General features: G+C 50.4%; 24 protein-coding genes and 1 other annotated feature. Of the genes, 21 read left to right on the forward strand and 3 right to left on the reverse strand.

What is annotated here, in order from left to right:
- Positions 1-23: 23 nt before the first annotated feature.
- The 15 genes from C812_RS05900 to C812_RS05970 all read left to right on the forward strand — a co-directional run bounded on the left by C812_RS05900 (position 24) and on the right by C812_RS05970 (position 14,426).
- Positions 24-1,265, forward strand: coding sequence for a bifunctional 3,4-dihydroxy-2-butanone-4-phosphate synthase/GTP cyclohydrolase II (locus tag C812_RS05900; RefSeq protein ID WP_016311753.1), 1,242 nt, complete (start codon positions 24-26; stop codon positions 1,263-1,265).
- Between the two features lie 60 nt (positions 1,266-1,325).
- Positions 1,326-1,793: a 6,7-dimethyl-8-ribityllumazine synthase gene (gene ribH, locus C812_RS05905; protein ID WP_009225836.1), complete on the forward strand. Its 468-nt coding sequence runs from the start codon at positions 1,326-1,328 to the stop codon at positions 1,791-1,793.
- Between the two features lie 118 nt (positions 1,794-1,911).
- Positions 1,912-2,709: a segregation and condensation protein A gene (locus C812_RS05910; RefSeq protein WP_016311754.1), complete on the forward strand. Its 798-nt coding sequence runs from the start codon at positions 1,912-1,914 to the stop codon at positions 2,707-2,709.
- Positions 2,678-3,343 (forward strand): SMC-Scp complex subunit ScpB, encoded by a 666-nt coding sequence (gene scpB / locus C812_RS05915; protein WP_016311755.1) that lies wholly within the window; start codon positions 2,678-2,680, stop codon positions 3,341-3,343. The genes C812_RS05910 and scpB overlap by 32 nt, the downstream gene beginning before the upstream one ends.
- Positions 3,344-3,704: 361 nt before the next feature.
- Positions 3,705-4,388, forward strand: a complete 684-nt coding sequence (locus tag C812_RS05920) for a DUF2953 domain-containing protein (RefSeq protein WP_016311756.1) — start codon at positions 3,705-3,707, stop codon at positions 4,386-4,388.
- A complete protein-coding gene (gene ytfJ, locus C812_RS05925) occupies positions 4,361-4,852 on the forward strand; it encodes a GerW family sporulation protein (RefSeq protein ID WP_016311757.1) in 492 nt (163 codons plus the stop codon). Before C812_RS05920 ends, ytfJ begins: the two co-directional genes overlap by 28 nt.
- A 139-nt stretch (positions 4,853-4,991) precedes the next feature.
- Positions 4,992-6,191 carry a D-alanyl-D-alanine carboxypeptidase family protein gene (locus C812_RS05930; protein ID WP_016311758.1) on the forward strand — a complete coding sequence of 400 codons (1,200 nt, stop codon included), beginning with the start codon at positions 4,992-4,994 and terminating at the stop codon, positions 6,189-6,191.
- A gap of 50 nt (positions 6,192-6,241) precedes the next feature.
- Positions 6,242-6,871, forward strand: a complete 630-nt coding sequence (locus C812_RS05935) for a nucleoside recognition domain-containing protein (protein ID WP_016311759.1) — start codon at positions 6,242-6,244, stop codon at positions 6,869-6,871.
- A gap of 6 nt (positions 6,872-6,877) precedes the next feature.
- Positions 6,878-7,411: a spore maturation protein gene (locus C812_RS05940; RefSeq protein ID WP_009225843.1), complete on the forward strand. Its 534-nt coding sequence runs from the start codon at positions 6,878-6,880 to the stop codon at positions 7,409-7,411.
- 136 nt (positions 7,412-7,547) lie between these two features.
- A complete protein-coding gene (locus C812_RS05945) occupies positions 7,548-8,294 on the forward strand; it encodes a pseudouridine synthase (RefSeq protein ID WP_036624368.1) in 747 nt (248 codons plus the stop codon).
- Between the two features lie 422 nt (positions 8,295-8,716).
- A complete protein-coding gene (locus tag C812_RS05950) occupies positions 8,717-9,244 on the forward strand; it encodes a peroxiredoxin family protein (RefSeq protein WP_016311761.1) in 528 nt (175 codons plus the stop codon).
- A gap of 22 nt (positions 9,245-9,266) precedes the next feature.
- A complete protein-coding gene (gene resB, locus C812_RS05955; protein WP_016311762.1) occupies positions 9,267-10,940 on the forward strand; it encodes a cytochrome c biogenesis protein ResB in 1,674 nt (557 codons plus the stop codon).
- Complete coding sequence (ccsA, locus tag C812_RS05960; RefSeq protein ID WP_016311763.1) at positions 10,937-12,202, forward strand: cytochrome c biogenesis protein CcsA; 1,266 nt, start codon at positions 10,937-10,939, stop codon at positions 12,200-12,202. The genes resB and ccsA overlap by 4 nt, the downstream gene beginning before the upstream one ends.
- Positions 12,203-12,269: 67 nt before the next feature.
- Positions 12,270-12,986 carry a response regulator transcription factor gene (locus C812_RS05965; protein WP_009225848.1) on the forward strand — a complete coding sequence of 239 codons (717 nt, stop codon included), beginning with the start codon at positions 12,270-12,272 and terminating at the stop codon, positions 12,984-12,986.
- Entirely contained in the window at positions 12,987-14,426 is a 1,440-nt protein-coding gene (locus C812_RS05970) for an ATP-binding protein (RefSeq protein WP_016311764.1), read from the forward strand.
- Between the two features lie 128 nt (positions 14,427-14,554).
- Here C812_RS05970 and serA read toward each other — a convergent pair whose 3' ends face one another.
- On the reverse strand, positions 14,555-16,144 hold the full coding sequence (gene serA, locus C812_RS05975) for a phosphoglycerate dehydrogenase (RefSeq protein ID WP_016311765.1): 1,590 nt from the start codon (positions 16,142-16,144) through the stop codon (positions 14,555-14,557).
- A 219-nt stretch (positions 16,145-16,363) separates the two neighbouring features.
- Positions 16,364-16,591 (reverse strand) — a binding site (T-box leader).
- Positions 16,592-16,772: 181 nt separating this feature from the next.
- Complete coding sequence (locus C812_RS05980) at positions 16,773-17,690, reverse strand: hypothetical protein (protein ID WP_016311766.1); 918 nt, start codon at positions 17,688-17,690, stop codon at positions 16,773-16,775.
- Positions 17,691-17,759: 69 nt separating this feature from the next.
- Here C812_RS05980 and C812_RS05985 point away from each other — a divergent pair, with 69 nt between their 5' ends.
- Positions 17,760-18,353: a CPBP family intramembrane glutamic endopeptidase gene (locus C812_RS05985; protein WP_036624372.1), complete on the forward strand. Its 594-nt coding sequence runs from the start codon at positions 17,760-17,762 to the stop codon at positions 18,351-18,353.
- On the forward strand, positions 18,350-19,054 hold the full coding sequence (locus tag C812_RS05990; RefSeq protein ID WP_016311768.1) for a hypothetical protein: 705 nt from the start codon (positions 18,350-18,352) through the stop codon (positions 19,052-19,054). Before C812_RS05985 ends, C812_RS05990 begins: the two co-directional genes overlap by 4 nt.
- A gap of 58 nt (positions 19,055-19,112) precedes the next feature.
- Here C812_RS05990 and C812_RS05995 read toward each other — a convergent pair whose 3' ends face one another.
- Positions 19,113-19,937, reverse strand: coding sequence for a polysaccharide deacetylase family protein (locus C812_RS05995; protein ID WP_036624375.1), 825 nt, complete (start codon positions 19,935-19,937; stop codon positions 19,113-19,115).
- Positions 19,938-20,108: 171 nt separating this feature from the next.
- Between C812_RS05995 and C812_RS06000 the strand changes: the two genes are divergently transcribed.
- The 4 genes from C812_RS06000 to C812_RS22500 all read left to right on the forward strand — a co-directional run bounded on the left by C812_RS06000 (position 20,109) and on the right by C812_RS22500 (position 22,345).
- Complete coding sequence (locus tag C812_RS06000) at positions 20,109-20,504, forward strand: hypothetical protein (RefSeq protein WP_016311770.1); 396 nt, start codon at positions 20,109-20,111, stop codon at positions 20,502-20,504.
- Positions 20,505-20,704: 200 nt separating this feature from the next.
- Positions 20,705-21,325, forward strand: a complete 621-nt coding sequence (locus C812_RS06005) for a genetic competence negative regulator (protein ID WP_016311771.1) — start codon at positions 20,705-20,707, stop codon at positions 21,323-21,325.
- An 85-nt stretch (positions 21,326-21,410) separates the two neighbouring features.
- Entirely contained in the window at positions 21,411-22,103 is a 693-nt protein-coding gene (gene prsW, locus C812_RS06010; RefSeq protein WP_016311772.1) for a glutamic-type intramembrane protease PrsW, read from the forward strand.
- A gap of 89 nt (positions 22,104-22,192) precedes the next feature.
- Positions 22,193-22,345 (forward strand): hypothetical protein, encoded by a 153-nt coding sequence (locus C812_RS22500; RefSeq protein WP_009225858.1) that lies wholly within the window; start codon positions 22,193-22,195, stop codon positions 22,343-22,345.
- The last annotated feature ends 115 nt before the right edge of the window (positions 22,346-22,460 follow it).

Raw genomic sequence — 22,460 nt, forward strand, 5'->3', positions numbered from 1 at the left:
TTTATTTTAAGGAGGGGAATGTGATGAGTGACATTGTATTAGACCGGGTCGAGGAAGCGATTTACGAACTAATGCGCGGGAAGGTCATTATTGTCGTCGACGACGAAGACCGGGAGAATGAAGGAGATTTCGTGGCACTTGCGGAAAAGGCGACGCCCGAAGTGATCAACTTCATGATCACCCAAGGCCGCGGACTGGTCTGCCTGCCGATTACGGCGGAACGGGCAGAGGAGTTGGATTTGCAGCCGATGGTGGCGCAAAACACAGATAATCATGGGACGGCCTTTACCGTCTCGATTGACCATAAAGATACGACAACGGGCATCTCGGCATATGAGCGGTCGTTAACGGTAAAGGCGATCATGGATCCCAATGCCAAGCCGTCGGACTTCCGCCGTCCAGGCCATATGTTCCCGTTAATTGCAAAGAAAGGCGGCGTGCTGCGCCGCGCTGGACACACGGAAGCCGCGGTTGACCTGGCCCGGATGTGCGGTGCCTATCCAGCCGGCGTCATCTGCGAGGTCATCAAGGAAGACGGGACGATGGCCCGGCTGCCGGATTTGGTGGAGATCGCCAAAACTTATGATCTCAAGCTGATCAGCGTTAAAGACCTGATCCATTACCGCAATGAGAAAGAGAAGCTGGTTAATCGCGAAGTGGAAGTGCGCATGCCAACGGATTACGGCGAGTTCCGTGCTGTCGCTTATACGAATGACGTGGATAATAAAGAACACGTTGCGCTTGTCAAAGGTGAAATCAACGGCGATGAGCCGGTGCTGGTTCGGGTGCACTCCGAGTGCTTGACCGGGGACGTGTTCCATTCTCACCGCTGCGATTGCGGACCGCAGTTTGAGGCCGCTCTGCGCCAGATTGAGGAAGCGGGCAGAGGCGTGCTGCTGTATATGCGACAAGAGGGCCGCGGCATCGGCTTGATTAACAAGTTGAAGGCCTACAAGCTGCAGGAACAAGGCTTTGATACGGTGGACGCCAACCTGAAGCTTGGATTTCCGGCAGACCTGCGCGATTACGGAATTGGAGCGCAGATTCTCAAGGATCTGGGTGTCCGCAAAATTCGCTTGATGACCAACAATCCACGTAAAATCAAAGGCTTGGAAGGCTATGGCCTGGAGGTTGTCGAACGGGTACCCATTCAAATGAAAGAGAACGAGGATAACACCAAGTACTTGCATACCAAACAAGCGAAATTAGGGCATTTGCTCAAATTTGACGATGTGGAGCAGGATGAGTCTTCCACTCGCGTTTAATGGCGAAGCGAATTCCCTTAGCAATGATCTAACTCTACTAATAGAAAGGTTTGATGAATCATGGCAAACGTATTTGAAGGGCATTTAGTATCGGACGGGTTAAAATATGCGATCGTAGTCAGCCGCTTTAATGAATTTATTACAAGCAAGCTGCTTTCCGGCGCCTTGGATGCATTGAAACGGCATGGAGCCAAAGAGGAAGAAATTTACGTTGCCTGGGTACCGGGGGCGTTCGAAATCCCGTTTGCGGCACAGAAGCTGGCGGAGAGCGGCAAATACGATGCAGTCATTACGCTGGGTACGGTCATCCGCGGCTCCACCACTCATTATGATTATGTCTGCAACGAGGTTTCCAAAGGCGTTGCCGCCGTTGGCCTTAAAACCGGCGTGCCTACGATCTTTGGCGTCGTAACGACCGAAAATATCGAGCAGGCGATCGAACGTGCCGGTACGAAAGCCGGAAATAAAGGCTGGGATGCCGCATTGGCAGCCATCGAAATGGCGAACTTGACGAAACAGCTGCAATAATGCTTATCTTAATGTAGTACCCCTGAGCCGAAGGGGTACTACATTTTTCTTTTGCAACAACCGATTTTTAAGGTAAACTTATGTACATACATGTTTGCTTACGGGTGGAGGATGTTCATTGACGACAGTAACGTATAAGCTGGAAACCTTCGAGGGGCCGCTTGATTTGCTATTGCACCTGATCGATAAAGCCGAGATTGATATCCATCAAATCTCCATCAGTGAGATTACCGATCAGTACCTCGAATATTTGCAAGACATGCAGGAGCTTGAGCTGGAGGTCACCAGCGAGTTTCTGGTCATGGCTGCGACGCTGCTGTCGATCAAGAGTAAGCAGCTGCTGCCGAAACCACCCGTCATCGAAATGGACGATGATTTCGATTACTTGTTTGAGGAGGAAGAAGATCCTCGGGACGAGCTTATCCGCAAGCTGATCGAATACCGTAAATATAAAGGGATCGCTGCGCATTTGCATGAACGCGAGTGGGAGCGCAGCTTGATTTTCTCGAAAGAACCGGAGGATCTGACGCCGTTTATGCCGGAGGTGCAGGAGAACCCCGTGAAAGGGCTGCATGCTGCTGATTTGATTGCCGTCTTCCAGAAGGCGATGCGTCGGGCAGCCAAGCGCAACACGGTAGCGCGGATTCACCGCGACGAAATTTCCGTTAAGGATCGGCTGAAGGAAGTCGTGTCTGCGTTCGAGCATGTGGGGAAAGGCGGCAGGTTGCTCTTTTCCAAGCTGCTGCATACGGAGATGAGTCGGCACGAAATCGTCGTCACGTTTTTGGCCGTGTTGGAACTGATGAAGATGAAGCAAATCGTCTGCTATCAGAACCGGCTTTTCGACGATATTGTTATGGAGTGGAGAGGGGAAGGAAGTATCGATGAATTTTCAGGAATTGAAATCGATTATTGAGGGGTTGCTCTTCTTGGCAGGTGAGGAAGGCTTAAGCCTCAAACAGCTGGCTGAAGTGACGGAACAGCGGCAAGAGGTGGTGTCCGATGCCCTGCTGGATATGAAATCGTCCTTCGAGCGAGCCGGCAGAGGACTGCAAATCGTGCAAATCGCCGGCAACTACCAGCTGGCGACGCTTCCGGAGCATGCCCCTTATTTCGAACGGCTGGCTTATTCGCCTTCGCGTTCGACCTTATCCCAGGCTGCGCTTGAAACGTTATCGATTATCGCTTATCGTCAACCGATTACTCGGGTGGAAATTGAGGAAATCCGGGGGGTGAAATCCGAGCGGGCGATTCATTCTCTGGTCAACAAGGATTTGATTGAGGAAGTGGGCCGCGCTGAAGCGATCGGCCGTCCGATTTTGTATGGGACCACGAAGGCGTTTCTGGACTATTTTGGACTGGCCAGCTTAAAGGATTTGCCGGACTTGGCCGATTTCGAAAGTGCCGAGGAGCTGGAGGAGGAGACGCAGCTCCTGTTCCAGCGCTTAGAGGAACAACAGCTGACGTTTGATGATGTAAATCAGGATTTTGTGGCGAAGGAGGAGTCACCGGGGGAAAATCCCGATGATATGGAACCAGGGAATTTATGAGGACATTTCCCGGTAGGCGGTTGAGCGAGGCGCCAGCCTCGCCTGACTTCGCGATGCTAATCACCAGTGTTGCAGTGTCCGCCCATTTTCCAAACCATATCGCAATCCACGACCCCACCTGCTCATCACCAATCTCTCTAAAAAGCCTCCCACCGCATTGCCGCTTACATAACCCCATCACCCGGCCAAGTGTGCCCGGGTATTTTTTTCGCTCAATTAAGTCATCGCAATTGCCGGTAACCGGCCAAACAGATCGTTGTCGAGCACTTTGCTTAAAACGTGAAACGTATCGAATGATTTCCTTTTGGAATAGCCATACTACGATGGAGTATTTTATCTGATAGGTATGGAGGGCTTTCCCGTGTGGATTTGGCTCGGAGGCATCCTGATCCTGCTGCTGCTAATAGCTGCCTTGATTTTGCTGTCTACCATTACGTTCAATTTGACCCTGCGCAAGAAAAATCGGGATGACACGGTGTTGCTGGAAGTTACGATGCTCTATGGCTTTGTTCGCTTACGTTACCAGGTACCTACAATCCGGATCAAAAATTGGCGTGACGGTGTGCAGATCGAGAAAAATCAGCCAGAGAACGTGCTGCAAAAGGAATCCACCAGCGTCGACCACGAGGTGAACAAAGACAAGGTCGAGCTATGGATGGATCAGTTCGAACGTTTGCTTCAAGCGACCAGCGGGCTGCGGGTCTGGCTTCAATCCACACTTCGCCGCGTCTCCTTCCGCAAGCTGGAATGGTCAACGAACATCGCGTTAGAGGATGCGGCCCATACCGCGACGTTAACGGGGGCACTATGGGGAGTTAAAGCGACGATTGTTGGCTGGCTTACCCGTTATATTTCTTTGAAGCAGAGACCTAAATTGTTTGTCGTTCCTGTATTCGGCAGCAAGCCGTTATTTTCCACGGAATTGCGCTGCATAGCGCAAATTCGCTGCGGTTATGCTATCTATGCTGGACTGGTACTTATAGTTCGCGTGCTAAAAGTGAAGGGAGGAGTTAAGAAATGGCTGACCATCCTATTAAAGGGCTAATGCAAACCGCTATGGAAAACATCAAGGAAATGGTTGATGTCAACACGATCGTGGGTGAACCGGTCGAAACGCCGGACGGCAGCGTGATTTTGCCAATCAGCCGCGTGGGCTTCGGTTTTGCTGCCGGGGGGAGCGATTTTATTGTTGATGACGAACACAATAAATCGACCACAGGCTCTTCTGAGAACAGCAATGTCCGCCCGTTTGGCGGCGGTAGCGGCGGCGGGGTTTCGATTAATCCGATCGCGTTCCTCGTCGTAGGAAAGCCGGGCGTACACATTGTGCCGCTGGATAACCAAACACATCTTGTCGAAAAAATCATCGATACCGTACCTGGTATCATCGACCGAATCCAGTCCATGTTCCCGAACCAGAATGCAACTGCGAATGCAGCGATGGCAACAGCGCAAGCTGCCCAGATGCAGGAATCGGCCGTCCGAACCGGCATCAATCCTTTTGCATAACTGCCTTTTGACCGTTGATCCTTTCCGGGCTGCCGGGAGGGGTCTTTTTCTTGATTTTAGGTGGGACATACTCTCTTGCAAAATTGCATATAAGTAAACAAGTACCTGCTATAGTACCTGTTACCGGAGGAATCAACTTATGAAGAAAGATTCACATGACCGCAGATTACACTCCTTTTGCTGCTTATTGGCCGCGGTTCTGCTGTTCGCCTGGTTGAATCCGCAGGCTGTACAAGCTGCTCCCGATGCGCCCTCGATCCATGCTCAGGCCGCTGCGGTCATTGACGTGACCTCGGGTCGCCTGCTGTACAGCTTGCACGGAGATGACGAGTTGCCCATCGCCAGCTTGACCAAGATCATGACCGCCATCGTCGCGATCGAGCACGGCAAACTGTCGGATATGGTTACGGTTGGAAAGAACGCATACGGGAAGGAGGGCTCATCCCTCTATCTCCATTTAGGGGAAGAGATGAGTCTGGAAAATATGCTATACGGGCTGATGCTCCGTTCAGGCAATGATGCAGCGACCGCGATTGCAGAGCATGTGGGCGGCTCGGAGGAAGGCTTCGTTTATTTGATGAATGAAAAGGCCAAGCTTCTCGGATTAACGCATACCCATTTTCAAAATCCGCATGGTTTAGATGCCGAAGGGCATTATTCTTCAGCCAACGATTTGGCCAAGCTGACAAGCTATGCATTGAAAAATCCGCACTTTAAGGAGATCGTTCGAACACCCAGCAAAACCGCGCCAAACCCCAATGATCCGTGGGATTATAAGTGGTTAAACAAGAACAAGATGCTGCGTTTCTACGACGGGGCAGACGGCGTGAAAACCGGCTATACGAAGACGGCAAGACGTTGTTTGGTGAGCTCCGCGACCCGCAATGGACAGCAAATCGCCGTCGTCACATTAAACGACGGGGATGATTGGAATGATCACCGCAAGCTGCTGGATTACGGTTTTGCGAACTTTCCTCTGACAACGTTGATAGGCAAAGGGCAAGCGATTGAAAACGGTCTGGTGACCGGGGCGGATTTCAAATATGCGCTGGCCCCGGAGGAAGTCGGCAAAGTTGAGAGAAGGCTGAAGTTAGTGGAGGCGCGTACAGGCTCGTTTGGTTATCGCGGGCGAATAAGCGTTCGATTAAATGGAGAAGAAATCGGCACGGTGCCGGTGTACGATAAGGCCAGCTTTAACCCGACCATCCTGGAGAGGGGCAACGAGCCGAATGTCGGCGGAGCCTATGGATCCGCCTCGGAACATCAGGTGATTCAATGGCCTTCTGATTGGTCTGCGGCGTTAAAGAAGGTGCTGCAAACCTTGTTGTTTGATATTTGATGTGGGGTAAAGGGAGAGAGGCAAGACTGGGCGAAGGAGGGGCAGAACGAATGGTCAACAAAATATGGCTTGCACTTATTTTGATTGGGTTTCTCTTTGCAGCTATTAAAGGGGATATCGGTACGGTGACGCAAGCGGCGTTTGACGGGGCTGCGACCGGCGTAACCGTATGTTTTGGATTAATCAGCGTGTTGGTGTTTTGGCTTGGGATCATGCGACTGGCGGAGGATTCTGGCCTGGTGAAGACGATCTCCAGGCTGCTTGGACCGATTGTTGCTTATTTGTTCCCCGACGTGCCGAAGAACCATCCGGCGATGGGGTATATTTTATCGAACATGAGCGCAAATTTACTTGGCCTTGGGAACGCAGCTACGCCGATGGGAATCCGCGCCATGCAGGCGTTGCAGGAGCTGAACCCAGACAAACAAACGGCCTCCCCGGCCATGTGTACTTTGCTGGCCCTGAACACCGCCAGCATTACGTTGATTCCCACCACGTTGATTGCGATCCGCATCAACTTCCATTCTGCGAATCCGGCAGAAATCGTGGGGTCGACGCTGCTTGCGACAGCCATCGCCACAGGGGCGGCTATCGTCGCTGATCGCTGGTATCGCAGACGGAACACGTATCGTACACCGCCGCGGATCTCGGCGCCACCCGATATTTCGCTGAAAGGGTGAGGCATTTTGCTCGATTGGGTGAATCTTATTTCGGCTTGGGCCGTACCGGTGATGATTGCCTTTATTCCGCTTTATGCTTATTTCAAAAAAGTACCGGTCTATGAGTCGTTTGTCGACGGAGCGAAGGATGGGTTCTCAACCGCCATAGGGATCATCCCGCATCTGGTTGGCATGATGGTGGCAATCAGCGTGTTCCGCGCTTCTGGGGCGCTCGATTTCTTTGTCGGGTGGATGACGCCCTTTCTATCCTGGCTTCATGTTCCGCCGGAAGTGCTGCCGCTTGGGTTTCTTCGGCCTTTGACCGGGACGGGCTCACTGGCCTTTACAACTGACCTGATCAAAACCTATGGTCCAGATTCGATGATCGGCCGGATCGCTTCCACTATTCAAGGAAGTACCGATACAACGCTCTACGTTTTGACGGTGTATTTCGGGGCCGTGGGGATCCGGAACGGCCGTTATGCCTTAAAGGTTGGATTATTTTCGGATGTTGTTGGCTTTATCGCTGCGATCGTCGTTTGCTTGCTCTTATTCGGTTAAATAACTACATACCTTTTATGATCGTTGAACCGCCTGCAGCACTTCGCTGATGGGGCGGTTTTTGCGGTTTATGGGGGCTGCTATTGTGATTTTTCCATGAGGTGGGTATCATGTGTATGAGGTGACTAATGCAAATATGGAAAGATTACAGAAAATTTTGGCCGCTGCCGGTGTGGCATCGCGCCGTAAATGCGAGGAATTAATTCTAAGCGGCAAGGTTCAAGTCAATGGTGAGACCGTTACGACGCTGGGCACGAAAGCTGATCCGTCCGTGGACGTGATTACCGTTGAGGGCAAGCCAATCGGCGCGGAGAAGAAGCTGTACCTGATGTTCAATAAACCGAAAGGCGTCATCACGAGCGCTTCCGATCCCCAAGGCCGGAAAATCGTCACCGATTACTTAAAAGGAATCAAGGAGCGGGTTTATCCAGTAGGCCGGCTCGACTACGATACGGAAGGTCTACTGCTGCTGACCAATGACGGCGAATTTGCACATTTGCTGACGCATCCAAAGCATCATGTACCGAAGACGTATCTGGCAACGGTCAAAGGGGTACCGCATGGTACCGCGCTGGACAAGCTGAAGCAAGGTGTGATGCTGGAGGATGGGATGACGGCACCAGCCGAGGTCGAGTACTATGACATTGACCCGGAGGAGAAGTACGCAACCATCTCGATCACGATTCATGAGGGCCGAAACCGTCAAGTGCGCCGCATGTTTGATGCAATTTCGCACCCGGTGACACGGCTCAAGCGAATTTCTTTTGGTGATTTGGTTCTGGGCAACCTCAAACGCGGTCTGTACCGCCATTTAACCAAAGAAGAAGTCGACAGCCTCTACAAACTCGCTCGCACTACTACTCCCCACACTCCTAAGCGCTAGAAATGTGGTGAATAGTGGTAAAGAAGCGGTGAATTTGAAGATGAAGCAACTGTAGATTTTAAGGAACGATCAGTATCCGTTGACCTTCATAAGAGTGGAAAATGGCATAGTGTGAAATGATTCTGGAGAAACGGCAGTGGTCGCCTTTGTGAGCGGATTTCACCCTTAGTATGAGTTTAGGATATCAATGAAATCCGCGAGCAACAGCGATCGTAAGAACATTTCACACGTCGCCCCAACCCATGAGCTCCTTAGTTCAATCTGAAATTATCCATCCGAAGATATCCCCCTCATTTCTTGCGCGTCACATAATATTCATATTTCCCCGGGCTGAAACTGCGGCATTTTTCGTTATAATGTTCATAGAGTGTTCACGAATTGTTCAACACTTCATGACAATTTTCATAGAAAGGAAGTTAACTATGGGGAAGGCGAGACGGCCGATCCAAATCGTCATCTTGCTGTTGATCGTCATCCTGGGCGGATATGCGATCGGGACTGCAGTGTCCGGCGGTGAGGCCGATAAACCTAAGCAAGGCGGGAATCCGCCAGCGTTTAAACTGCTCGGTTTGGATGGACAGGTACATACGTTGGACGACTATAAGGGCAAATCGGTGGTCTTAAACTTTTGGGCTACCTGGTGCACCTATTGCGTCAAAGAAATGCCTGCATTACAAGCCCAATGGGAAAAATGGCGCGATCAAGGCGTCGTCGTTCTAGGCATCAACACGGGCGAAGACGAGATGACCGTACAAAATTTCGTCAAGCAGACAGGTGTGGATTTTCCCATTTTATATGATTCCAACAATACGACAACGCGCGATTACGGCATCGTGCCGATGCCAACGACGTTCTTTATCGGCAAGAACGGCAAAATTACCTCTATTCATCAAGGCGAGCTGAATTTGGATACGTTGGATGACCAAATCAGGCAGCTGGTGGGGCTTTGACGTCGAGAGGAGGACATAATCGGTGATTGAAAACACAAAATGCGAATGCGGCCACCAGAACCGGGTGGGAACCGTATTGTGCGAAGCCTGCGGCAAACCGCTGCTTGAGGAAGATCAGCAGCAAGGCGGGCTTTTGGAGATGCGTTATGACGGGGTTGCTCGGCGCTCGCAGCGGGCCAATCCCAATTTTATTGATCGGGTCTGGAACTTCTTCTCCTCCGTCAAGGTCGCGATTTATTTGATCATCATCACCTTGATTGGTGCGATGTTAGGGACGATCTTCGAGCAGGAGAGCAACTTCATTAATTTTGACCCTTCAACCTATTACAAGAACAAGTATGGAACGATCGGCGAAATTTATTACCGACTGGGTTTGTCCCATACGTATGAGTCCTGGTGGTTTATTCTGCTGCTGGTGATGATCGGTGCTTCGCTTGTCATCTGCAGTCTGGATCGGGTGCTTCCGCTTTACAAAGCGCTTTCAAAACAGAAAGTGCGCAAGCATCTGGCTTTCCTCACCCGTCAGAAAATCGTGTATCAAGGGGAAATCAATGAGGATGGCGAGGAATGGGTGCAACGTGCCGTTCAACCGCTGCGGAAGAAGCATTACCGGGTTTATACAGATGGCAGCGCCTTGCTGGCAGAGAAACAAAGGTTTAGCCGCTGGGGCCCTTACATTATTCATATCGGGCTGATTGTTTTTCTCTTGGCGGTTCTGTTCCGCGGATTGCCGGGGCTGCATCTGGACACACATTACTGGTTCCCTGAAGGCGAAATTACGCATATTCCCGAAACGAACCTTTACTTGAAAAACGAGAAGTTTACGGTTGAATATTACAGCGAGGACGAAATGTCCGAGGATTTCAAAGCGAGAGGGAAGGTCGTACCGAAGCTGTTCGAGACCCAAGCCGTGCTGTATGAATGTACAGCAGATTGCGACGATCCTTCCAAAGAGCCGCAGCTTCGCGAAGTCAAGCGACATGCCATTCGGGTGAACGATCCGCTCAGTTACAAAGGACTACAAGCGTATCAATTTGATTTTGATCTCACCCCGAAGCTTAGATCGGTGCAGCCCGCTTTAGTAGATGTCAAGACCGGAGAATCCTACGGCAAGTTCAAATTGGACATGAGAAATCCAGAGCGTGAGTATGAAGTAGGCCCTTACCGGTTAACGCTGCAAAATAAGTATATGGATTTTTCCCTGAACGACGAGGGAAAGCCGGTATCCATTTCCGGCGAGCCGAACGCGCCTGCCTTTTTATTTTTGATCAAAGGACCGGATCTTCCGGAGGATGGCGCACAGTACATTTATTTCCCTAAACAGATTGACAAGGAGCGGTTCCAGCAAGATGCGATTAACGAGCAGCTTGGAGGCGTGCAATCGAAGCTGCGGCTGGACGTCCTTGGGATGGAAGACGTCGACTTTATCGAAGCGTCCAGTTATTTGAACATCCGGGTCGACCGGGCGATGCCGTTCGTTTGGGTGGGCCTTGGGATCGTGATGCTTGGACTGGTCATAGGATTTTACTGGCAGCATCGCCGCATCTGGCTGCGTGTTGATGGCCGCCAGCTGACGCTGGGCGGACATACGACCAAGAATTGGTTTGGCATGCGCCGCGAAGTTTCCGCATTCCTCCAATCGATGGGGGTTGAAGCGGATGAGAAGTCATTGGAAAATAGGGGGAAACATCCATGAACTTTTTGGAAATCAGCAGAGTCGCATTTATGACGGCCTTTTTGCTTTATTGTGCGGCTTTTATTTTTTATGTGGTGGCCGTAACCGGCAAGACGTGGCGCAATCGCGACCCGAAGCGCCATGAGAAGAAATGGGGACGCATTTCATTTGCCGTTTCCTCGCTTGGGTTGCTCTCGCATTTTGTCTATTGCGGAACCCGCTGGGCATACAGCGGACATGTACCCGTCAGCAATATGTACGAATTTATGACGTTCTTATCTATGATGATTATGGTGGCTTTCACCATCGTTTTTATCATTTATCGCAAAATATTGCTGGGGATGTTCGCCCTCCCGCTGGCGATCATTATTATGGCGTACGCTGCTGTATTCCCGCGGGACGTTCAGCCGTTGATTCCATCGCTGCGTTCCATTTGGCTTTATATCCACGTAACGCTGGCGGCTACCGGCGAGGCGTTCTTCGCCGTTGGTTTTGTGGCCGGGTTGATGTACCTGCTGCGGGCCGTGGATTTTAAGGCGACGGACAAGGCAGGCCGCCGTCAAAAATGGTGGGTTGAATTTACGCTTTTTTCTATTATTATAGTATTGGGCTTCATTGTTTCCGTCTTTGCCTTCCGGGCAGCCGGATATGAAGCTGTGTTCGTACAAAATCAGACAACGATTGACACCCAAGTGGAGCAGAATAGTACAATAGAAGATAAAGAAGTTTATAATCTGCCACCGATCGTTGGTCCGCATCAAAGTGAGCCGGAGCACATTCAGCCGTTCCTCGGGATGAAAAAGCCTTTGTTTGATGCACCTTCCTGGATGAGAGGGGAAACGGCCGGCCGTAAACTGAATACAATAATTTGGGCAATACTAACAGGTATCGTGCTTTATTTGCTGCTCCGGTTAATCTTGCGTAAGCCGCTTGGCACCGCGTTATCTCCTGCAGTTCGGGGCATCGACCCAGATGATTTGGATGAGATCAGTTACCGGGCAATTGCGATCGGATTTCCCATCTTTACGCTGGGGGCGCTCATATTTGCCATGATCTGGGCGCAGCAGGCTTGGGGCAGATTCTGGGGCTGGGATCCGAAGGAAGTATGGGCGCTGATTACCTGGCTATTTTACAGTGCTTACCTCCACTTGCGCTTATCGCGCGGCTTCCAGGGACGCAAGTCTTCGTGGCTGGCTGTACTTGGATTTCTTGTGGTGATGTTTACGCTGGTTGGGGTAAATCTGATCATAGCGGGGCTGCACTCTTACGCGGGTACCGATTAACTCAGGCAATAATACCATATGGACTGCTCAACTGATTGGGTAAGATGATGAAGGGGTTGTTGTTAAAATGTCAGATCAAGCAAACCGCATTCTGGTAGTCGATGACGAGGAGCGGATTCGCCGGCTGCTAAAGATGTACTTGGAAAAAGAAGGCTACGAAATCGATGAAGCCGAGGATGGGGAGACTGCCCTGAAGTTGGCGACTTCCAACGACTATGGTTTGATCTTGCTCGACGTCATGCTTCCGGGGATTGACGGGGTCGAGGTCTGTAATCGATTGAGACAAGTTAAAGCAACACCGGTACTAATGCTGACGGCCAAGGGAGAGGAAATTAACCGTGTACAGGGCTTTGAAGTTGGAGCGGACGATTACGTCGTGAAGCCGTTCAGCCCACGCGAGGTCATCTACCGGGTCAAAGCGATCATGCGCCGCGCTTCCGCTACGGCTTATTTGACGAAGGAAAGCGGAACTAGCAACAATATTGTGTTCCCTCATCTGGTGATTGAACATGATGCCCATCGGGTAACTGCTAACGGGCAGGAGGTCAGCTTGACTCCCAAGGAGTATGAACTGCTGCATTATCTGGCCGTTTCGCCGGATAAGGTGTTTTCCCGGGAAGAGTTACTGAAGGATGTATGGAACTACGAGTTTTTCGGTGATTTGCGTACGGTGGATACCCATGTGAAGCGGCTTCGGGAGAAGTTGAACAAGGTGTCGCCGGAGTCCGCTGCCATGATCACGACCGTATGGGGCGTCGGATATAAGCTGGAGGTTCCAAAGTAAGTGAACTTCTGGAGAACGCTCGTTGGTAAGCTGTGGATTACGATCATTTGCTTGGTAGCTTGCGTCCTGATGTTAATGGGACTGTTCCTGCTGCCTTACATCGATACGAACTTTACAAACTCCGGAGCGGTCAAACGATTATTTGTGATCGTCGCAATGATCGGGTTTTCGCTCACAACGTTTTTTGCTTTGTTTCTGTTCACGAAGATTACACAGCCGATGCAGCAGCTGATTCGGGCTGCGGATGCGGTGCGCAAAGGCAAGTACGACACGCGCCTGTCTCTGCGCACGAGTGATGAAATCGGTGAGCTTGCCATTACGTTTAACCATATGGCGGAAGAACTGGAAAATACGATCCGCAGCTTAAAGCACGAGAAGGAACATCTTTCCAGTGTGCTTAGAAGCATGAATGATGCGGTAATTACGTTGGACCGCGAGGGTGCTGTCATTTTAACCAACCCGCCGGGTGATCGGTTATTACAGCTTTGGGGAGATCTGACAGAGGAGAGCGAGGAAGAAATACCTGCCTCTGCTGACGAAAAACAGATGGTACCGAAGCCGCTCTTTCCGTTATTCCGTCGTTTGCTTGATCAAGAGAGCGACCAGAAGATGAACGTCCACGTTATGAAAGGGGTATGGTCCGTACATATGGCGCCGCTGTCCTCAGACGGTGAGGTTCGCGGAGCCGTTGCCGTACTTCGGGATGTAACTGAAGAAGTGAACTTGGAGAAGATGCGCCGCGATTTCGTGGCGAACGTGTCTCATGAAATTCGGACCCCGCTCTCGATGATGCAAGGGTACAGTGAAGCGCTGCTTGACGGTATGGCTTCTTCGCCGGAAGAGAGCGCGGAGCTCGCCCAAGTTATTTATGAAGAGTCCCTGCGGATGGGACGGCTCGTTCGTGATTTGTTAGACTTGGCTCGGATGGAGGCAGGTCATACGGATATGGTTATGCGCAGGGTCGACTTTCGTGAGTTGGCAGAGAGGGTGGACCGCAAATTTCAGGTCCGAGCCAAAGATAACGGGGTTGAGCTTGTGTTGGAGCTGGAAGACGGGGAGCTGCAGCTGCAAGCCGATGAAGACCGTTTGGAACAGGTGCTGACCAATTTGCTGGACAATGCTTTCCGGCATACGCCGGAAGGAGGGAAGGTGACGGTCAAGGCTTCCATGGAAACCGGCGAAATGGGCAAGCAGCTTCACGTCGCCGTATCGGATACCGGTGTAGGCATTCCGAGCGAAGATTTACGGTATATCTTCGACCGCTTCTATAAAGCCGACAAAGCACGGGTTCGCGGTGAGAACGGCGGGACGGGATTAGGTCTTTCGATCGTCAAAAATATCATCGCAGCTCATCAAGGTTCCATTTGGGCCGATAGTGAAATTGGCAAGGGCACCGTATTTCACTTTCTGCTTCCTGTCGAATCGGGACAAACTACGTAATCACAAAAAAACATCCTTCGCGAAGAAGGATGTTTTTTTGTTGAATGCCGCAGATAAATCTTGTTCATCGTGGAACAATGATTGATCTGACGGCGGAATGAATATTCGTGATCTCGTGGTTCGCGCCGTTACGCGAAAATGATATGTTGGGCTTTATTGATTTCCGGAAGCTTCGTCAAATCGTCCAGAACTTCCTTCGTTACGGTTTTATCCACAGTGAGTACCATGATTGCTTCACCGCCAACCAGCTTACGTCCAACCTGCATGGAGGCGATGTTGACATCGTTCTTCCCAAGCAAGGTACCCACATGCCCGATGATCCCCGGTTTGTCGTTGTGCGAGATAAAGATGAGGTGGCCTTCTGGCGCGACGTCAACCGGGAACTTGTCGATTTGCACAATCCGTGCACCGTAACCGTTCAGCAGCGTACCTGCGACCCGGCGCTCCGTTCCGTCCTGAGCCTTGAGAGTCACGGAAATCAGGTTGGTGAAGCCCTTGGTAGCCGAGGCTTGCGATACCACGACATTAATGTCGCGGACCTTCGCGAGGTGCATCGAGTTAACGATATTCACGTCGTTGCCGAAATGACGGGACAGCACGCCTTTGATAATGTAACGAGTCAGTGGCTGCGTATCCACTTCCGCCAGGTCACCGGCATAATCCACATGGATTTCTTTGACGGCCTGATTGTTCAGCTGGGACAGGAAGACCCCAATTTTCTCACCAAGCCCGAAATAAGGCTGCAGCTTGTTCATGACGCTGGCTGCAACCGGCGGCATATTCACCGCATTTTTAAACGGTTCGTTGCGCAGGATATGAAGCACTTGCTCGGAGACGTCGATGGCCACGTTCTCTTGAGCTTCCACGGTAGAAGCACCAAGGTGCGGTGTCACAATGATCTTCGGATGATGAAGGAACGGGTGATCCGCTTCCGGCGGCTCTTTCTCGAATACGTCGAAGGCAGCCCCAGCTACGATTCCTTGATCGATGGCTTCCACCAGCGCCAACTCATCAATGATACCGCCGCGGGCGCAGTTGATGATGCGCATGCCTTTCTTCATCACTTCAAATTGCGGACGGGCGATCATATGCTTCGTCTCTGGCGTGAGCGGCGTATGAACAGTAATAAAGTCCGCATTCCGGATGATTTCGTCCACCGTGGCTAGCTTCACGCCCAGCTTCTCCGCCCGATCTTCAGTAAGGAAAGGGTCGTAGCCGAGAATGTCCATGCCAAACGCTTTGGCGCGCTTCGCAACCTCGCTGCCGATCCGGCCCATCCCCAACACGCCCAACGTTTTGTTGCGCAGCTCGACGCCAAGGAATTTGCGATCCCATTCGCCTTTGATCGTCTTCGCATAGGCTTGCGGAATATGACGGGCCAGCGCCATCATCATGGCAAAGGCATGTTCACAAGTCGTAATCGTATTGCCGTCCGGAGCATTAATGACAATAATTCCGCGTTTCGTCGCCGCTTCCAGATCGATGTTGTCGACCCCAACCCCAGCACGGCCGATAACTTTCAAGCGGGTTCCAGCTTCCATGATTTTCTCGGTGACTTTCGTTTGGCTGCGGACCAGGAGACCGTCATATTGCGGAATAATCTGCACCAATTCATCTTCGCTGAGACCTGGCTTCTTATCGACCTCAACGTCGGCTGCATCCATCAGCTGCTGAATCCCCAAGTCGCTGATCGGATCCGATACTAAAACTTTAAACATGTTGATTTGACCCTCCTAAAAGTTTTATATAGCAAGGCCTCCTTGAAAGACAGCAAGTGTGGCTATCTTCGGAAGCATAAGCTGATGTGGTTAAGTTGAGTTTCTTCATTGACGCTGTGCCCGATTACCGCACCAAAGAATAAGGTACCAAGGACGCCTGGGAGGCAGTTGGCGTCGCTAAATAAATCAAAAACTCTCAATCCGCACACTACTTCCGTAGTAAGGGACGAGAGTTATTCGTGGTACCACCCTAATTCGCTGCCCCTTCGCAGAAAGCAGCCTCAGTTGTCATTGCTGACAAGAACGATAACGGGTTCACCGGCTACGCCTACTTTCATTTCGACGCAGCGACTCAGGAGCGCTAAAGCCATTCGTTCCGCTGCCGGTTTGCAGCACCACCGACTCTCTGGAAGCTTTCCGAAGGCTTCTTTCCTTCAAAGTGTTTCATGAGATGTAATTTTTCATAATGTAACACGGGCCTTGGCCAAGTGTCAACACTAACCTGAACATTTTTACAAAGTTAGGTGTTTGTCGTTCGGGTTTTGCCCAAACTTGAATCCGTCTAAAATTTTGGTTATGATTTTACTAATGTCGAAAAGCGTCTCTTAACGGCGGACAGCGAAAGAGCTTAGTACTCCGCAAAGAACGGCAACTCCGGCAACGATTCGGAGGCGTAATACGTTGACTTCCATTTTACAAATTCTTTGCTCTTCACGGCATCCGTTTCAATTAAAACCTTAACAATGGAGCCGATGGAGTTCAATTGAAGCGCCTCAGCTTTTCCGCTGCTGATTAACTGATCAATCTTGGCCGTGAAGTCCTGCGGCAAATAGGATACATAAAGCTGCTCGTTCACCATCATATCGGTGACGGCTTTGTTTTTTACCGCAAGCGTATAACCGGACCATTCTTTAGTTCCGATGTTCTCTTTGTATGTATAGTCAGCAGAAACGCCGCTCTTGGTTTTAGCGGTCCATTTCAGCATCGAGGCATAATATTTCTTTTGCGCCTGCAGCCCGTACTTTTTGGCGTTTACCGTGAACTCATCTTGATTGACGATTTTGGCGAGTTCCATGCCTTTTCTGTTTCCTGCCTTAGATTTGATCTGGTCCATGCTTTCCTCAAACAGCTTCAGGCTCTTTAAATAGTCCGTTTGGGCCTCCTTGAGCAACGGGGAGGAGTCGGCAATAGAATGTACAGCAATTTGCTCATAGCTGGCCTTAGCTTTATCTCGGATATCTTTCAGCTTATCCGATGATACCGGCTTGGAACTGTGGGTGATGTTTTCGATCAGAGTGAGGTAATTTTCTTTAAATTGCTGATACGGCTGAAAAACCACATAGTAGAATGTGACCAAATCCTGTTGCTGGTAGGAGGTTTCGTTTTCCTCTCGAATCGTGATCGCTTTGAGATTCGCGTATTTGGCTTCCGTCTTGTCGATGCCAAGATTAAGTCCAAGAAAGAACGTCCCAAACGCAGTAATCAGCAAGGCGAGAAATCCGAGCGAGAACAGCATCTCAAATTTGGTGTTATTTTTCCGAATCATACTTATGCTCCTTACTATATTGGTTTGAATGCGTTAAAATATTATAAAGGACAGGGTTTGACAAAAACTATGAAAAAGTTCAAATTGCGCGATGTAAAAATACAAAAAGTCGACCCCGGTCAGTTAAACGATCGATTGTTGCTCATTAATTTATATCTCACGCAAGGGCTTACATTACTTATCGGTCTTGTGATCTTGTTATTTCAGAAAAGAAACCCATTTCACCTGTTCCAATTTCCGAATAGTGTCGAATTTGTGTACTGGGGAGCAGGATTTGCTGCGGTGATGTTCGGAGCGGATATGCTTTTGTCTCGGTTCATCTCGGAGGAAAGTATGGATGATGGGGGCATTAATTCCCTGCTCTTCCGTCATCGACCGATTTGGCATATCGTCGTGATTTCGGCGGTTGTTGCCGTCTGCGAGGAGCTGTTGTTCCGCGGGGCAATCCAGTATGGGCTGGGTTCGTATTGGACGAGCATCCTGTTTGCAGCGATCCATGTCCGGTATCTTCGGCATTGGATTCCGACGGCATGGGTGTTTGCAAGCAGCTACGGCCTCGGATTCATTTATGTTCAAACGGGGACGCTTTGGGCGCCGATCTTATGTCACTTCTTGATCGATCTCGTATCAGGCCTGGTGATTAAATTTCGGAGGGAGTCATGAACGAGCATTTAAGCCGATTGGACCGATATGGTCAGCAAAATCGAACGAAGCAAAGTGCTTCCATACAATCGCGGAATCTGGCCTCCGGGATGGCGGCGGCTGAACTCAAGCCGGAACCTGCGGCGGTGAATGCCGAACCGACGTATGCCGCTGTCCGATCCCGGAGCAGCTTAAAGGTGGAGCCGTTTCCCCTGATCGCGGATGAGGAGCGTTATGCAACACCTGTTAAGAAGAAGCCTGCCATTGGCGATGAGACGATGGTTCGGCTGCTGATTCCGCGTAAATCGGAGGAGCCGGTTCGTCAAGGGACGGAGACGCTGCCAGCGGCAACGGAGCCGACATCTCCCAAGACGGTTGCGGCGGATGATAATAAGTTTGATAATAAGTTTGAGTCTGCAGCGGTTGCAGCATTGGCGAAACTGAAAGAGCCGGTTCAGCGACCATCCCATTCAACGAAGGGTTCTCCACTTCTGAGTGAACTCGACCATTTTGGGGATGAGCAGGGGCCATTATCAACCATGCTGGAAGTAGAACCCGATTTGGCTAAGCTGCCTACGCGCAAGGAGTTGTATCCGTCACAACGTGTTAAAATGACCCGGTGGTTTTATAATTCGCTTCTTTATGCTTTTGTTATTATTTTGATTTATCTGTTATGGTGGGGCTTAAGCGATTCGCCGTGGGGAAAAAGCCATGGATTATAAAAAAACATGTGCAACATTAAAAAACCGTCAGGAAATCTCCTGACGGTTTTTTGGGGATTCATAATTTTTTTGGTGATTCGGCATCCGCAGGCTCAGGAGCCGGTCCGATAGTACGAGGGTCAACGAAGCCGTACCCTTTTTGTTCCAGTTGGGTGAGCAATTCATCCAGTGCCTCCACAGTCCAAGGCAGCTCGTGCATCAAGATATTGCTTCCAGCGTGAAGCTGTTCGAGCACATTGGCGATGACCGCCTCGGGCTTGTTTTTGTTTTTGCTGTCCCAGTCAAGAGATCCGTTGGACCAGGTCATGTAGATGAGCTCATTGTCGTCGGCAATTTGATGTGTTGTATCGTTCCCTGAACCGAAGGGAGGACGGAAGAAACGCGGGGCTTCGCCAATCGTTTCCTTTACGATATTTTGCACATCTTCAATTTGCTTGCGCATTTTCGCAGCGGGCTCTTTCTTTAAATCGATGTGATCCCAGCTGTGGTTGCCGATGATCTGCCCGCGCTCATGGATCAGCTGCAGCAGCTCGGGATGGGCTTTAACCCGATATCCGTTAACGAAGAAGATCGCTTTGGCCTGGTGTTTATCCAACGTATCGATCAGTCCGTCAATCAATTCCTTCTCCTTCGGCCCGTCGTCAAACGTCAGGAGAACCACCTTCTTGTTCACAGTGTCATCATTTGGCACTACGTTATATGCCTTATTAATGTGGTACAGCAGGGGAGGGGCAGCCGTTTCGGTTGAGGTTGGCTCATCATCTGAAGGGTCCTCAGGCTGCAGGTCTACCTGACCGGATTCATTGGTGCCATCGTTGGTGCCATCCGGTGCGGTTACTTCGGAAGATGCGTTGGTGTTTTGGTTAGATGTGGTTGGTGTCATAATTGCATCAGTTTGGCCGCATGAGCTAAGAATAAGACAAGCGGCGGCGATGGGCAGGAGTTTCTTGTGGAGCAAAGAAGTCAACTCGCTTTCCTGTATTTATGCCGCATGAGTTCAAGGAAATCCGCGAACACTACAGATGATTTTAACATAACCAAGGAGGTTTTTTACGTGAAATCTTCCTCATTTTTAGGCGGTTTATTGGTTGGTGTCTTCGCCGCGATGTGGGCTTCGCGACGGAAGCAAAGCCTGATGTCCGTGATGAGCGGTGCAGGCTCGGCCCTGAAGTTTGCAGGGATGACCTCGAAGCGTAACGACAGCCCTACCGAAGATATTTCAGCAGCGCTGAAGACAGAGGATACAGGGTCTGCATCTGTCACAAAGGCTAAAGGGGCAGACAACGCCCAGGTGTATCCCAGTTCCGGCACGGTATCAACGTCCGGTTCGAATCATTCGAAGGAATACAGTCTGAAGCAGCTGACCGACTTCATTAAAGGCGATCCGGATGTGCGCCGTGAAGTTGAGAACATTCTCAAAGAGGCGAAAACCCCGATTCCAGGGTTGTAATTCGGCTCAAACCCTCATTCAAGAGTCATTTTCTGCCCCCTTGACAGGGCCGCAGAAAATGATTCTTTTTTGTTCTATTTTAAAGCGTGCATTTAGATGAAATAAGTGATAACATACATACAAAGAACCATTTTCAGCACACTTGACAGCAGGTTTCATAATCTGTTTTATAACAACGTATAGAGAGAGGAGGATCCTGTATGAAGATAGAAAGACTAGGCCAGGATAAGATACGGATTTTCCTCACGTTTGACGATTTAAGCGAACGCGGTATACAGAAAGAGGACATGTGGCAGGAGATTCCCAAAGTCCATGACCTGTTCACTGAAATGATGGATCAGGCTTATAATGAAGTGGGCTTTGACGCCACCGGGCCATTGGCTGTGGAAGTGTTCGCCCTTCCTGCACAAGGAATGGTCGTCATCGTTACGCGCGGCAAATACGATCACCATCAACATGGGATCGGCTCGCCTTATGAGGATGAACTGCCGGAAGAAGTTTATGAGATGGAAGTTACGCTGGAGCAAAGCGATACGATTCTCTATTCCTTTGACGATTTCGAGAATGTAATCGAAGCGGCACACGTGCTGAAGTCGATGCTTCACGAAGCCGGCAGACTGTATAAATATAATGGGAAATGGGTTCTTCAGCTGGAGCCGGAGGAAATTGAGGATGGCAAACATCCTGCTCTGATCGCAGTATTAGCTGAATTCGGCGAAGCGACATCGGTAACTACGGCGATGCTGGAAGAGTACGGGCAATTAATCATGGCTGATCATGCGGTGGATACGATTTGCAACCACTTCAAACGCCAGGATTGATGACGTCTCGTATGAAGGCAGACCCATGTCAAATCAGAAGAGAGAGAGACAAGGAACGGAAGCAGCCAATAAGGGGGGATAACCGTTGCTCTTTTTCTCGATTTTAAGCGCAGCGGTTGCTCCCGGTATTGCACTGCTTACGTATTTTTATCTCAAGGACAAGTATGATGCGGAACCGCTGCATATGGTCATCAAGGTGTTTTTGCTTGGTTTCTTGATCGTATTGCCGGTCCTGATCATCCAGCGAGGGTTAACGATGTGGCTGGGTGAAGGACCGCTGGTTACAGCTTTTGGCATTTCGGCCGGTGTGGAGGAAGTGCTGAAGTGGTTCGTATTGTTTCATATGATTTACAACCATACCGAATTTGATGAACCGTATGATGGAATATTATATGCGGCGGCCATTTCATTGGGATTCGCAACGGTTGAGAATGTATTGTACGCTTTTGCGAGTCACGCTTCGATTGGCACCATGCTCGTTCGAGCTCTGCTCCCCGTATCGGGCCATGCGATGTTCGGCGTGATGATGGGGTACTATCTGGGGCGGGCTAAATTCTCGAGCGGCGGGCAATCTCGAAAGTTCCTGATTTTTTCGTTAGCTTTCCCGCTGTTCTGGCATGGGGTATACGATTGGATTCTTAACAATACGACGCAGTATTGGATTTGGTTTATCGTCCCCCTCATGGCTTTCCTCTGGTATGGAGGGCTCGGGAAGATGTATCGGGCCAATAACCGTTCCCCGTTCCGTTTAACGCCGGGGGCGAAGGGGCAAGATTAATTTGCTTTAGAATAGGGCATCCTGATTCTAACATTTGCATGTCTACGCCAAGGTAGGCTGCAGGATCGTTAGAAAGGGGTGCCTTTTTCGTGCGCGTCAAGGTGCGAATTACTTGTAAAGCGTGCGGCGAGCGGTTTGTGTTACGCGGCAAAAAAGAGCGCGACCATATTGAAACCGGCTTTAAGCAATGTGTATGCAATAATCAGCATGATTTTGAGATCGAAGAAGAAGTGATACAGTAGGGCCGTGATCGGAAGCCAGCTTTTTGAACTGCCGTTCCAATAGAGGTTCAAAAAGTGGGTTTCGAGCACCGAGGAGGTTGGATGAAGCTAGGGATCGAGCAGCGGAGCGTAGCCG

Origin of the sequence: Paenibacillus barengoltzii G22 (genome assembly GCF_000403375.2) — a bacterium.
Lineage (GTDB): Bacteria > Bacillota > Bacilli > Paenibacillales > Paenibacillaceae > Fontibacillus > Fontibacillus barengoltzii.